The sequence below is a fragment of the Sphingorhabdus sp. Alg231-15 genome (assembly GCF_900149705.1).
GTDB lineage: Bacteria > Pseudomonadota > Alphaproteobacteria > Sphingomonadales > Sphingomonadaceae > Parasphingorhabdus.
Map to the genome: position 1 here is coordinate 486,949 of NZ_LT703001.1, position 13,249 is coordinate 500,197.

The window sequence follows — 13,249 nt, forward strand, 5'->3', positions numbered from 1 at the left end:
CCTTCTTGCGGGTCCCGCCTGCTTTAAGGAAGGCGAAGGATACAATCGCACCGACCCCCGGCCAATGTTATGCGATATGCCGAGCAATAGTTGAGATTTGAGCGGTTCTGACGAGCGGGTTTTGGCTTGGTACGATCCGAGCAATCCGAAGGGCTTCAAACTGGCTGTGTGAATCTCGGTGAGGTTTTGGCGTTGGAGAGATGTCCGTAATATATTCTATACAGCTTGAGATAGGCGAACAAAGCAGCTGCGAAAAACATACCAACCGCAATCCCCATACTGATCAATTCGGCTAGCCCCAATGCTACGAGGATGTTCTTCACGTGGATTACCAAACCATGTCCAACAAAAGCTGGAAAAGCGAGAATGCCGGTTATGACCAGCAGACGTATCACAATCGGTGCAAAATTTGCGCTTGAGGCGGTTTTACAAACAGCGAAGAGTAACAACACGGCCCCGGCAAACGCGGGGAAGGATAGAGGTTGGCCCGCTTCACTGAACCAATCCCGACCAGCCAGCGGCACCAGCGCAGCGCCACCAACTAAGAGAATCGCTCCATATACTGCCGACTTGGAGACAAGATCTGGCCGGTTCTGATTTGTCCGGAGCCATAATCCAATCGCCAGGCCAATCGCGACTTCCGAAAGCATGAGCGGGTAGGAATATTGTGCAATGAGCATCAATCGGCCAAGGCTCAGCACGCCGGTCGCCTGCGTTTCAGCGAGATAGAATTGAAAAAAGGCAGAAACCACCAGTGCTGCTATCGCGACCGCCAAAGCCCCCAATATCATTTGAGAAGTCGATCGAACCACCCGCAACAAAATTCCCGATGTAGGAACCATTAGTAAATAGAAGAACAGAACAGTGTATAACAGCCGTTCGGGCCAGATCGGATCAAAACCATCCGTCAAGGCCATCTTCAGACCAACGACCAGAGCATTCAAGCCCACCCCGATCGCCAGTATGATGGTATTAGATCGGAGCTTTGTCTGCATTCTGTTTGGGGATTTTTCGAGCACTGTCATGTAGAGCAGTCCTAGGCCCATGCCGAAAACCATGGCAAAACCAGGCGTTCCGAGACGAAACGGAATGTGTGTCCATAGATAGGCGGTATCTTTCCACGCCCCCATCCGGTCGAAAAAAAATGGCATCCAATGCGCCGCGATTACGAGCAGCACCAGAATTCCGCGAGCGCTGTTCAGGGCATCGCTAATCTCAGCCAATGCTCCGCGTTTCGGGTTACTCGCAACGCCAGTTTCAGTATCCGGAGCATCCTCTGCCGAATGATCCATCAGGCGGGCAATTTCGCCTACGCTATGGCCATCAAAGATATGACCCATCATGTCCTTTGACAGCCCCGCTTGTTCAGCTCGCAACATTAGATTGATTGCGGACAGAGAATCTCCGCCAATATCAAAAAAATTGTCATCCCGCTTTACATTCTCAACACCGAGTGCTTCGCGCCAGATATTCGCAATCTTTTGCTCTGTGGGGGACATTTTTTCGAAGTCATCCGCAAGCGATGTAGACCGCATACCTTCATAAACAGCCGATTCTGAGTAGCGTTCCGTGATGGTTTTACGCTGGATCTTACCGGTTCCGGTTTTAGGTATCTCAGGAACTTGTACCAACAGGATATCAGCCGGGCTTAATCCAAATTCGGCAGAAATTTTTCGTGCATTTGCTTGCAGACTATCGGGATCTATATCCGGCAGATAAGCAATCATAACAGACCAACCGCGCAACTTATCAGCTCGACCAGCGACGCCTATTTTACCGACGGATATATCTGAAATCTCATTCAGACGTTGCTCAAACAGTTCCGCAGGAACCTTAATCCCACTTACGTTCAAAACATCATCGACTCTTCCATCATAGTGGAGCAGGCCATTTTCAACACGACCGAGGTCGTTGGTAGTCAGAAATCCATCATCGTCCGTCAACGGGATCAATTTACCATCAACCAATAAGCCATCGGCAACATGCGCCCCACCAATGCGGATTCGTTCTTCCTCATTGATCTCTACGTGCACCGATCCAGTCGGACTGCCGACACTTTCCAATGTCTTGTCCGGCGCTCCGTCAATTTTCAGAAAAGTTGTTCGTGAGGCCTCTGTCAATCCATAGTGCTGGACGATTTTAGCATTTGGAAAGAGCATGCGAACCGCAGCTTTCTCCTCGCCGCTCATATATTGACTGCCTATTTCCAACCAATGCAATTTATCGCCAGATTCCACGAAAAGCTCTTGCTGCTGAATCAGAAGACGTAACATCGTTGGAACAGCGGAAAGCGCATTGACTTCACCCGCGGCAAGCATCGCGGCAAATTCATCTGGCCGAAAACCAGTCTCGGGAAGATAGGCGTACCCGCCTACAGCTGCGATGGCACGCGCCCTGCCCAGCCCGAACGAAAACGTTACCGGCACCGCAATATATTCACGGATGGTTTCATCCATCTCCATGACTTCAGTCAATCTGGTGGTGACATCGCTTAACGCCCGTCTGCTAAGTAAAACGGCTTTTGGCGTGCCTGTGGTACCCGATGTGAAGCTGATTTGCGCTGGTTGCTCCGAATTATCCGGATCCAGTTGCTCATCAAACCACCCTCCCCCGGATTCGACGGAGATATGCTGCGCAATTGGCCAACCAATATCTGGACAGTCCTGCCCCTGTTCCACAGGCATGACGATGTTTCCAGCGCGCCAGGCTGCAAAAACCGATCGCAAATAAGCGACAGAGCTGATCTTATCTATTGTAATGATCTTATGGCCATCAAGTGCCATTACATTGCCCCGTTTCCATCCAAAGCGACCCTCTAAACTGCGGCCTATCAGCCCGAATATCAGCTGTCCACCAATGTAAACCTACACTCCACCGGCTTTCCTTGAATGAGACGGTTTTTACGGCAGGCTTGCAGTTTCGGTGCAATAACGTCTAGGTCGCGCTGCAAGGGATGCTGCGTCTGGGCACAGGAGTATGCAGGCGAATTTTGGGGGACATTAATGCCGACAGGTAAGCGCAAAATTCACTCTATCCAGTTCCTGCGCTTTGTCGCTGCCACGCTTGTGGTCCTGTTCCATGCACATCTCGCGCTTTCGAAAGAATTGCTGTCCTCCGGAGGCGACAAAACCCAGCTATATCTCTTTGGTTTTGGCGCAGTCGGCGTGCATATCTTTTTCGTCATTAGCGGATACATCATGGTACTGACCAATTCGCAGGCAAACCGGGCATTTGATGCCAAACGTTTTTTCAGAAAGAGAATTATTCGGATATATCCAATTTATTGGCTGCTTGCTGCGCTCTACATACTGGTAAATACTGCGATTGGATCCGGTTATGAGTTCTCACTTTATAACCTGATTTCCGCTCTCTTGCTCTTGCCTGACAACGCGCCCTTGATCATTGGTCCTGCATGGACATTATCTTATGAGATGTACTTCTACCTGATGTTCGGCATCGCCATGATTTTTGGATTGCTGCGCGGTATCTTTCTGCTCTCGGCATTTTTCTTTCTGGCGATGGCTTTTGGTGTGATTGTGGGTCCTGAGAATGAATCCTTGGCAATGGCGACCAACAGCCTGCTGATCGAATTTTTATTTGGTGTCTGGATTGCCTATATAACCGGGCGTAATAAGCTACCAAAATGGCTGGGATACATTTCGGTTCTGCTCTCAATAATGCTGTTTTCAGGCGGATTGCTGGCTGGCTATGAGAGCCTTCCGAGCGCTATCATCTGGGGAATTCCAAGTGCATTCCTAATTATGGGTGTTGTTATCCTGGAACATTATCATCAACCGGCATTTGTTGAAAAATTGTCTCCCCTAGGGGATAGCTCCTACACGCTCTATCTGGCGCATATATTGATCATTACTCTGCTGGTGCTGATTACGAAGGCAGTATCGATATCGCTCTTACCTATCTTACTGCTAACCGCGATATTCACCATAATAGCGATCACCGTGTCTCACTTGTTCCATCTTTATGTTGAGGCCCCAATGACCAACAGGCTAAACAAATGGTTTGGTTCCTAGAAGCAGATCGTCGACAAGGAACGGCTTTAGCTGTTGAGCATATCCAAATTTAGTAAGCGTTCGGGTGGACCAGAACCTTAGCGGTGCCAAACAGAATGGTGACATCGCGCCACATACGCCAACCTTCCAGATATTCCAGATCAGACTGCAACCTGGCTTCCAGATCTTCCTGACGGTCTGTTGCGCCGCGAAAGCCACGAATTTGTGCCAAGCCAGTAATCCCCGGTTTTAAGGCGTGACGAAGCCAATAGCGCTGATTTATCTCCCAGAATAGCTTGTCGCCAGCGAGGGATCCCAATGCGTGTGGACGCGGCCCGACAACACTCATTTCGCTGCGTAAAACGTTGATGAGCTGAGGCAATTCGTCGATACTGGTTTTGCGAATGAAGTTGCCAACGCGCGTTACACGCTGATCATTTTTCTGCGTAGATTGGTTCCCGTCGGCATCTCCATTTTCCGTCCGCATACTGCGAAACTTGTAGATACTGAAGATCCGGTTGCCCTGCCCCACTCTGGGTTGTCTGAAAAAGATTGGCCCCGGACTGTCCAGTTTGATCGCAATCGAGACAATTACAAGAAGCGGTGCCAGAAATATCAGAAGCGGTATCGTCACAGCGAGATCAAATGCCCGTTTTTTCAGCCGATTGACTAGGCTTAAGGTACCACGCGAAACCACCAACGTGTCATTACCATCAAAATCACCCAGTCCAATGGCACCCAAATTATTAGCACCACCAACAATCAGTTCACCGGTAACGTCAGATCCTTTGAGGAATAGCGCCCAATCTCCTCTGCGTTCACGTGTGCATGCAACAATGATGCGATCATAACCTTTGACGACTTCTGACAGATGAGACAGCATATGTGGATCCATTGGATCCGGGTATAGTTTTTCAGCCTGCGCATCGACGCAATACATGCCTTTTTCAAAAGCTACAGGCGGCACGCCATCGACAATAAGCAACTGATCGATAACAATGCCCCGAAGCTTCCACCATATCGCCTGGTGAACCAAAAAACGGCCAATACCGATGAACGCGGCGCTGGCTGCAAAAGCGAAAGCGAAAGCCAAGCGAGAAATGTCGGTTCCAGTTTGAGAGAAGAATGTGAACATCAACACAATCATCGCTGTCGCAAATAGTGCTGAAAATGGCCGCCTAACGCTCTCGGACAGGCTTTTTAGGGAATCAATCGAATAGGAATCGCGTGTGAACGCAAACATAAGGAATATGGGAACAACCAGCAGCACGATATGATAGCCTTGCGGAGAGAGCCATTTGTCTTCACGCAAGAAACTGGCCATCAAGAAGCCAGCAATGATCGCTATTACATCCAGCGATTGCAGCACTGCATATAAAAATATCCGAACAGATCTAAGCGGCCAACGATCCGTTGTTCCGCCATTTACCTGCTGTTCTGAAAAAGGGTAACTCTCGTCCAACTATCGCACCATACATATATACACAATTGTGCAACCCCAATTCCCGATAGAACAAAACTAGTCAGAAGGCCACAAACTAATCATTTGTTAACCAAAATTCCGGAACCCTCTGATATTGAGGAGTTTCTATAAGATAATCATGGTAAATTGGAGGTTTGAGCATGGAACATGCGTGGAATTCACGCATAATATCCTAGCGGTTCTTGGGGCGTTCGAGCCCATGTGTCTCTTTTTGATACAGATAGTGAGATTGCGGCAACAACAAATATCCAAATTGAAATTCGTTCGTAGCCTTATTTTAGCGCCTCAGCCATAAGCCATTACTGCCAGTCCGATCGCTCCGGCCCAGAGAACAAGGCTGCTGCCGACAATAACCGAAATACTGACCAGGCCGCTGAATTTTTCTGCGGGTTTGGAAGCAATGGAATCATCGATCTGATCTTTCAGTTGCTGCTGTAATTGGCGTGCCGGTGAAGGAACATAGATTGGATCGGATGATCCCAAAGCTTTGACTTCCCCCGGTGTGACTAAGGGTTTTTCATCTCGGTCGGCAACGAAACTCTCATCAAATCGAATTTTGCGTGCATTCATGGCTATGTCTCCTGCCTGGACAGTGCCCCAAAATTGGTTTCCCAAACGTTAAAGCATCGGAAAGACTTCGACTTTGCAGGAGATTTATTGGACAGCGAGCAGGTAATTCAGGATGCCATATGATCATGACGGCGAGGTGCGCGGCACTGGCAAAAAAAAACGGCCGACCCGTTAGGATCAGCCGCTTTTCATTATAATTTGGGTAGATTAAGCCAGTTTTAAAGCCGGCTTGGTTGAACGACGACGGCGCATTGCTGTACCAACCGCGCCAAATCCGAAAATCATAAAGGCCCATGTTGCTGGTTCTGGAACCGCGTTAACAGCGAAGTTGTCAAACTCGAAAGAGTTATTGGTCGACGAAAATTCAATCGATCTAGCGAGCCCAAGATCACCATCGGTAAAGGTCAAAGTGACGATGGGATTCAACTCTTCAGTCGTATAAGGCAATCCACCAGGTGCTCCAAAATCAAGGAGTTGGCGTCCCGTTAGCGAGAATATAACATTATCGCTGGCGTCCAACACATTCAGGTTATTGGTAAAATCAACCGAACCCCAAATGAAACTGAAGGCGGCAATGTCGCCAGGGATTGTCGTCAAATCGAGAATGCCCGGAGTTCCGCTTAATGGGCCAACAGAACCGTAGAATCCGGTGCTACCCAATGGCTGAGTATATGTGGCTGGTAATGTACCGGTCACAATCGAACCGCCAGAAAAGGCCGGGGTCGCAGATTCAAAGTCAATTACTGGTGCAGGTCCTGAATACACTGCGTTACCCTCATCATAAGACAAGATAATCGCAGCATTTGCGGATGTTGAGCAAAGTAAAGCGGCTAATCCGGCAACTTTTGCAACTTTCATAAACGACATGATATTAGACCTCTTTAACAAACTGCGACTTCACGCTGCAGTAAAAATTTAGCGACTTAGCCGCGTGCATTAGAATACCGCAGCTGATTCGTAAACCTTTTGTTTACCTTATAGGGACTTGTGGCCCTGATTTTGGGATTCTGTCCTTTACTGGGACGGTTATCGAAAGAATGTGAGCGGCAATCCACTCAACAGTTTCCAGTCAAACACGCAGCGGTTGCTTCAATGTCTGAACAAGACTGAATATCCGTCATCTTAAGTTGTTGTGGAGTTGTGCAGTTTTTGAATGAATAGGATTTCAGACACCGCCAAAGATGTCAGTGCGCTTAGAATTGAGATTTACGTAGCCGTATATTTGTTCCCGTAAATACTGGTAAACGACATTGCAAAATTTGAAATTGTGGCTAATGGGAGGTTAACAGCCATGTTTGGGACGCGCCAAAACGATGACATGGTAGAAGGTAACAAGGAATAAGATGTGTCTGATAACCTAGCAGCTCTGGTTGCTTCAGCTGATCGCAGGCGCCGCGCCGCTGTGATTTTGTTTGGCGGCGTACTTGGCGTTGCTGCGCTATTTCCAAATAATGACCGCGCCATGTGGGTGCCTGAATCCGAGACACCTTTTGTATTTACCGCTGTTCCTGAAAAACAGCCTGTAACATATTTGACAATACCAGGCGCTGACGCACTGTTAAGAAACTTGGTTGGTTTTGGTAGCAATATACCAGATCGCCGTCGTCGTTCGCGGGTATTGCCTCTTGATCCCACTGCTGTGGCCCCGCCAACTGGTGCGGGTAATGTTCCAGGAGCGGCGGTACCCGAATTTGGTGAATTGCCTACCGAATTGGCGGATGCGCAAACGGGACCAGGCGGAATTTTGAATTCAAACCCTGGTGGCGGGGTATCAGGCGGCCCAGCAACTCGCACGGGCGGAGGTCCGGGCGGTATTGGCGGCGGTGGAAGTGGCGGTAGTCCCGGTACTCTCAATGATCCCCAAGTGGATCCGCCCGCAGACGATCCGCCAGTTGACGATCCGATAGATGATGATCCGCCTGTAATGTCTCCAGTTCCAGAACCTGTTAGCTGGGCAATGTTTATCTTCGGGTTTGGATTGATTGGAACGCTGCTTCGTCAGCGTCGCAAAAAACTACTTGCCGCCTAAGGTTCCTACAATAAGCCATTGTTTTAATTGATCACTCTATGATCAATTGATCTTTTCGGATAGTAATCGAATTGAGCTTCGACAACGCATTTAGTCCCAGAAGTGATACTTCAGGCCCGCTTTCCATTACTGCGATTTCCAGACCGCCCAAAGTTCGACCCGCAACAGTTAGGTCATCCGCTTTTCGCCAGGTCATTTGGCTGTACCCCGACGCAGTTCGTATCCTCTGTTGAGGAGCAGAACCGGCCCCCAGTCCAACACGCAACGCATCTTTATCGTTTAGAACAACCACCGATGCACCGGTATCCACTGCAAACTGCAACGGGACACCGTTAATACTACCATCAATATAGAAAAGGCCGTCGGCGGCGCGAGTGATCAGATGCTTTCCAGACGGCTTGATTTCAGCAGCGGTCACAATCTCTGATTCCAGCGATGCGGTCATGGCTGTCGCGGATGGTGCAACGGAGAACAGCGATACCTGTAGTGCCGCCAGAAGAGCGCCACAAAGTGTCATCGCACCAAAAAGTAGATTTACCGGTTGCCGTAACATGACGCTGCATTAGCAACGCGCGATTTGCGAACCCTTCAACGAAAGGGTAAATGCCAAATTAACCTAATCGGTGCCGTTAACACCCTTTTTGAGCCGTTTAAGCTGCCGGCGCTGATACAGACCGATCAAAAGAGCCCCGAAAGCCAAGATTACAAACTGCCAGAATACACCCCAGTAAGGCCAGCGTAAATCGTCTGCATCACGATATAACACATAGTGATCCGGGTGCACTTTTACCCCAGCCTTTTGATAAAGCAGGACAATTTCGTCTGGCAGGCCATCTTGTCGTAAAACACCGCTTACAGAACCAGCAGGGCCGTCTTTCGTTGGTATAATACGCCCCTGCTCCAGCAAATGCTCTCGCTCCGGTGCTCTTCCAGGTATTCGGTTTTTGGGCAAAACAAATTCTGGGCGAAAGACCTGAACGAAATAGCGTGTCGACTTTCGATCAGCCAGCCGGCTCACAATTGGAATAAAATAGGTTCTTTGGCTATCCAGCACCAGATTGCGATTTATTGTCGCCAGTTTCTGCCAATCCAAAACGCCATCGAGCTTGACGGGGCCTTCCTCGGGTTCTGCAAAGGGAATGCTTCCAACATCGATATTCTGAATTTTCCCTTCTTCATCGGGAAGCAGCATCGTCAGGATAAAGGTTACCATCACGGCTATAGCCGCCAAACCCGAAAGGATAAAGAAACTCAGCATCGACCGACGCGTTTTACCCATGGCCTGCTTAGCTTGTTCCTGAAGGGTTAGCTCAGGTTGATCTTGTTCCTTCTTTTTTCTGAGACGGAACACCAGCCACAGAATAAGAAGCAGCAATAGAGTTAGCAAAAGTACAGGCAATGCAACGGTTAACAGCGGAAAATAATTTCCGAACCAGGAAAACTGCCACTCAGCTAGGCGTGAAACCAAGCCTCGATAGAATATCGATTGTGGCAAAAGTACTAGAAAGACAAATAGCGCGAAGGCAATGGCTACCGGTACAATATTGCTACGCAAAGATGCAAGAAATCGAGATTCAGTTTTTTCGGCCATTTTCATACCCCCGCTGAGCAATTATCCGGCATCTATCAAGGTGTCTAGAGATTTATGCAATTTCAACTTTAGGCCTGACACTCCGTTTGGCAAAAAGGATGAACTGACCGGTCTTTTATAAATTTATTCCCATTTTACATGCGTTTACCATCATTCTATCGATTGCACTACCCTAGTCGAGGATCAAAGTCCCCTTGTCATTGTCTGCAGCTAGTGTGCCTTTTACGTCATCTTCCGCGAGCCCGCTATCGTCCGCAATAGCAGCCGGTTGATCGCCTGTATCGAACTTCGGGGCAAGGATCGGGTCAATTTCAGGAACGTAGGTCATTTCATTTTCGGTTGGGTCCGTTTCGATATCAAGTTCATCGGTAACATCCATCCCACCTTCGACCATCTCAACCTCCGACAAATCTTCGCCGCTATAATCCTGCGTAAAGGCAGCCCTCTTGCCCCAGTAACCTGACCAACGATAGAATATGTGTGATCCCACAGTCTTTATTTTGTCGAGGTTTTTCGCCCAATACGGCACGATCCAAACGGTGTGATAATGGGTGGCAGTGCCCACGCTGGGTTCTACGGTTCCGGAGATCGCATCAGCCGCAATATTCTGTATGCGTTTCCATAATGCTGGATTGGGTACGCGAGCAAGGGAGCCATCGCATGTGAATGAGAATTGGCAGCCGGTCGAACGTTGGGATCCTTGAAACACAACGCCACAAATATTGTTGGGATATGCGGGATGCCGGACCCTGTTCAGTACGACTTGAGCAACCGCCCGCTGTCCTCGCTCTGCCTCAATTGCCGCCTCATAATAAATAGCCGAGGTGAGGCAATTGATAGCCGTGCTGCGGGACAATTCCATAGCAACAGTTCCTGGTACGACAAACGGCCTAGCAGGCGTAATCTTCTCTTGCGATTCAGGTACAGATTTATTTAGCGCTATCGCTTCTTCAGGACTGAGCGCGAGTGTTAATCCATCTTCCTTGCTGAGCATGTCGTCGGGCAATCCGGGCAGTGCAGGCAATTGTCGGTCTGTGGGACTATCTAGTGCTACTGACGCCACTTTGTCCTTACGAGGCCAGATATCTTCCCAAAAAGACGATGGCGATAGGAACAGACTGAGTATTGGTATCAGACAAAAAAGAAGGATGAACAATATGATCAGACGCCGCCGTGAACGCCAGCTGCGTACGGGCCGGCTGTTTCCGGCAAATTCTTCATCGGTGTCAGGCAATTTCATATTTTCAACCATGTGGCGAAATCAATCGCACGCAACTCTATTCATCATCATGTAGCCGCCCCGTACAACGAAATTAGCCAGAAAGGGAAGTACAGACTGATATCCAAACAGTCCGGCGTTCGGTCTGACCCTGAAACATCAATAGCCATAGCATGTGGCTTAACCAATAAAGAAATAGTGGCAAGGATGTACCGAATTAGAACAACCAGATTCCGATAAACATAGCCTGTCTGTTTGTCTGGAAACCGCGTAAAAGATATGATACGCCTCCAATTCACAATATCGTGAAGTCTATAAACATCAACTGGTTACGTTATCATCATGCATGGTAATCATGGCAGATCTTCTGCCTTCAAGCCAATAAGGGCAACAACATATGTCTAGTTTGACCGCTCGGTCCAGCCTGCCCAGTATGAATTTGGCCAATATCCTGCTGATATTGGGTTTGATCGCTATCATTGTTCCGACGATGATGTTCGTTTCCCAAGAAAGCTGGTCCCAGGAGACCGGGGCGCACGGACCGATTGTTTTGTTTACAGGCCTTTGGCTGCTCAGGCGGAGATGGTTGGTCGCCAAGCCGGTTATGAAACCGGCCCCTACCCTGCCAGTGGTAGTGCTTGCGACAATATTCCTGCCGCTTTTCCTCTTCGCACGCATAACCCAGATCATCGAAATCGAAGGTTATTTGATGTATGGATTGGTGCTGATCGCGCTCTACAGTGTGGTTGGACAGTCAGCAATGAAGGTGATGTGGTTCCCGCTCTTCTACATGGTATTTGTGTTTCCACCGCCTGATACATTGATTGTACTCATAACCCAGCCCCTCAAGATATTGATATCGGAGTTGGCCATCGGATTTCTTCATATGCTCGGATATCCGATTGGCGGTGCCGGGGTGATGATTCAGATTGGCCAATATCAGTTGTTGGTTGCCGCAGCGTGTTCCGGCCTGAACTCACTGGTTTCTCTATCCGCTATCTCACTATTTTACATATATGTGCGACATCAGGCGAACTGGCGCTATTCTCTGCTTTTGAGCTTCATGATCATCCCAGTCGCGATTATTGCAAATTTCATTCGGGTCTTGATCCTCATTTTATTGACTTACCATTCGGGTGAAGCCGCAGCGCAAGGCTTCCTTCACAATTTTGCCGGTGTCACGATGTTCATGATCGCCGTTCTGACAATATTTGCCATTGATAGCGTTTTGGAGCCGATCTGGCGGCGGTTTAACGACAAGAAGGTACAAGTATGACTGCTGAAACATCAGGTGATGGTGACCTATCAAACTTGGAAACAGGCCAGAAAACTCTTGTTAACAGGCGCCACCTGGTCATGGGCGGCGCCTTCTGTCTCGCCGCTGGGCTGGCTTATGCACGCACACCTCAGGTCATATTCCCGGTTGTCAAAAAAGACGATTTTGAAAAACTGATCCCGGAAACCATCGGTCCATGGCAGTTTGAGACGTCCAGCGGTGTGGTCCTGCCGCCTCCGGATGCTTTGTCTGATCGGCTCTATGACAATCTGGTCACGCGAGTTTATTCGGCACCCGAAGACCCGCCGATCATGTTTTTGACGGCCTATAGCAATACCCAGGACGGCGTTTTGCAGGTACACCGCCCAGAAATTTGCTATCCCGCTGGCGGATATGAACTAACACCAACCCAGCCAGTCACTATTGAAGATGGCCTCGGTAGTAAGATTCAAGCCAACATGTTCACAGCAACAGGGCGTGGTCGGACTGAGCACGTACTCTACTGGACCCGGATTGGGAACGAGTTCCCGCTTGCTTGGAGCCAGCAACGCATGGCCGTTATTCGTGCCAACCTACGCGGTATTATACCTGATGGTGTGCTGGTCCGGGCCTCACTGATCGCACCAACAATGGATGAGGCAATGCCCCATTTGTCGCGATTTGCCGCTCAATTGAATAAGGGGATGAACAAACAGGGGCGGGCACTGTTGAGTGGCATCAAAAGCTGAAGCTCTCGGCCGAGAAAATCAAGCGGCGCTGACTATTCCTCGGGACGGTTGAACTTCTCGAACGGTTTTAAAACCATCATGATATAGGTTATGACCGTAGCAATCACTGCAACCGCAGCCAATTGATAGCCTTCGTTACCAAGGTAGTTTGCACCAGCGCAACCAACAGAAGCAACCAGATACTGCCACAAATGATCAGGTGGATCGTCCTCGACTGATCGGTCTAGAAATAATACGATCAAACCGCCAAAAATGGCTACTGTTAGCCAATCGTAAATGGTTTCCAATCTAGCCTCCCGTTGCTATAAACGCCTCTGTATATTTTAAAAGAGTTTCAAACAAG

12 protein-coding genes are annotated in these 13,249 nt (G+C 48.9%); 4 read left to right on the forward strand and 8 right to left on the reverse strand.

Annotated elements, in window-relative coordinates; genetic code table 11:
• Positions 1–155: 155 nt before the first annotated feature.
• Complete coding sequence (locus tag DG177_RS02270; protein WP_108810006.1) at positions 156–2,783, reverse strand: AMP-binding protein; 2,628 nt, start codon at positions 2,781–2,783, stop codon at positions 156–158.
• A gap of 219 nt (positions 2,784–3,002) precedes the next feature.
• Here DG177_RS02270 and DG177_RS02275 point away from each other — a divergent pair, with 219 nt between their 5' ends.
• Positions 3,003–4,031: an acyltransferase family protein gene (locus DG177_RS02275; protein WP_337658439.1), complete on the forward strand. Its 1,029-nt coding sequence runs from the start codon at positions 3,003–3,005 to the stop codon at positions 4,029–4,031.
• 49 nt (positions 4,032–4,080) lie between these two features.
• Here the strand turns inward: DG177_RS02275 and DG177_RS02280 are convergent, their stop codons facing one another.
• The 3 genes from DG177_RS02280 to DG177_RS02290 form a co-directional block, all read right to left on the reverse strand.
• Entirely contained in the window at positions 4,081–5,472 is a 1,392-nt protein-coding gene (locus tag DG177_RS02280) for a sugar transferase (protein WP_337658440.1), read from the reverse strand.
• 306 nt (positions 5,473–5,778) lie between these two features.
• The gene (locus DG177_RS02285; RefSeq protein ID WP_108810008.1) at positions 5,779–6,063 is read right to left on the reverse strand and encodes a hypothetical protein; all 285 of its coding nucleotides are present in this window, start codon (positions 6,061–6,063) and stop codon (positions 5,779–5,781) included.
• 207 nt (positions 6,064–6,270) lie between these two features.
• The gene (locus tag DG177_RS02290; RefSeq protein WP_108810009.1) at positions 6,271–6,930 is read right to left on the reverse strand and encodes a PEPxxWA-CTERM sorting domain-containing protein; all 660 of its coding nucleotides are present in this window, start codon (positions 6,928–6,930) and stop codon (positions 6,271–6,273) included.
• 478 nt (positions 6,931–7,408) lie between these two features.
• On the opposite strand from DG177_RS02290, the gene DG177_RS02295 reads away from it, so the two are divergent.
• Positions 7,409–8,092, forward strand: a complete 684-nt coding sequence (locus DG177_RS02295; protein WP_108810010.1) for a PEPxxWA-CTERM sorting domain-containing protein — start codon at positions 7,409–7,411, stop codon at positions 8,090–8,092.
• Between the two features lie 31 nt (positions 8,093–8,123).
• Here the strand turns inward: DG177_RS02295 and DG177_RS02300 are convergent, their stop codons facing one another.
• From DG177_RS02300 to DG177_RS02310, 3 genes are all read right to left on the reverse strand, one after another.
• Positions 8,124–8,645 carry a TIGR02281 family clan AA aspartic protease gene (locus DG177_RS02300; RefSeq protein ID WP_108810011.1) on the reverse strand — a complete coding sequence of 174 codons (522 nt, stop codon included), beginning with the start codon at positions 8,643–8,645 and terminating at the stop codon, positions 8,124–8,126.
• A 63-nt stretch (positions 8,646–8,708) separates the two neighbouring features.
• Complete coding sequence (locus tag DG177_RS02305; protein WP_337658441.1) at positions 8,709–9,683, reverse strand: hypothetical protein; 975 nt, start codon at positions 9,681–9,683, stop codon at positions 8,709–8,711.
• Between the two features lie 172 nt (positions 9,684–9,855).
• A complete protein-coding gene (locus tag DG177_RS02310) occupies positions 9,856–10,923 on the reverse strand; it encodes a cell wall hydrolase (protein ID WP_337658442.1) in 1,068 nt (355 codons plus the stop codon).
• A gap of 376 nt (positions 10,924–11,299) precedes the next feature.
• Between DG177_RS02310 and xrtV the strand changes: the two genes are divergently transcribed.
• Both xrtV and epsI read left to right on the forward strand, forming a co-directional pair.
• On the forward strand, positions 11,300–12,178 hold the full coding sequence (gene xrtV / locus DG177_RS02315) for an exosortase V (RefSeq protein ID WP_108810013.1): 879 nt from the start codon (positions 11,300–11,302) through the stop codon (positions 12,176–12,178).
• A complete protein-coding gene (epsI, locus tag DG177_RS02320; protein WP_108810014.1) occupies positions 12,175–12,906 on the forward strand; it encodes an exosortase-associated protein EpsI, V-type in 732 nt (243 codons plus the stop codon). Before xrtV ends, epsI begins: the two co-directional genes overlap by 4 nt.
• A gap of 32 nt (positions 12,907–12,938) precedes the next feature.
• Here epsI and DG177_RS02325 read toward each other — a convergent pair whose 3' ends face one another.
• Entirely contained in the window at positions 12,939–13,193 is a 255-nt protein-coding gene (locus tag DG177_RS02325) for an XrtV sorting system accessory protein (RefSeq protein ID WP_108810015.1), read from the reverse strand.
• Positions 13,194–13,249: the final 56 nt, after the last annotated feature.

Bases quoted from the DNA above. Each gene is read 5' to 3' on its own strand.
- DG177_RS02270 (WP_108810006.1), bottom strand. From the start codon at position 2,783: ATGGCACTTGATGGCCATAAGATCATTACAATAGATAAGATCAGCTCT.
- DG177_RS02275 (WP_337658439.1), top strand. From the start codon at position 3,003: ATGCCGACAGGTAAGCGCAAAATTCACTCTATCCAGTTCCTGCGCTTT.
- DG177_RS02285 (WP_108810008.1), bottom strand. From the start codon at position 6,063: ATGAATGCACGCAAAATTCGATTTGATGAGAGTTTCGTTGCCGACCGA.
- DG177_RS02290 (WP_108810009.1), bottom strand. From the start codon at position 6,930: ATGTCGTTTATGAAAGTTGCAAAAGTTGCCGGATTAGCCGCTTTACTT.
- DG177_RS02300 (WP_108810011.1), bottom strand. From the start codon at position 8,645: ATGTTACGGCAACCGGTAAATCTACTTTTTGGTGCGATGACACTTTGT.
- DG177_RS02305 (WP_337658441.1), bottom strand. From the start codon at position 9,683: ATGGCCGAAAAAACTGAATCTCGATTTCTTGCATCTTTGCGTAGCAAT.
- DG177_RS02310 (WP_337658442.1), bottom strand. From the start codon at position 10,923: ATGAAATTGCCTGACACCGATGAAGAATTTGCCGGAAACAGCCGGCCC.
- xrtV (WP_108810013.1), top strand. From the start codon at position 11,300: ATGTCTAGTTTGACCGCTCGGTCCAGCCTGCCCAGTATGAATTTGGCC.
- epsI (WP_108810014.1), top strand. From the start codon at position 12,175: ATGACTGCTGAAACATCAGGTGATGGTGACCTATCAAACTTGGAAACA.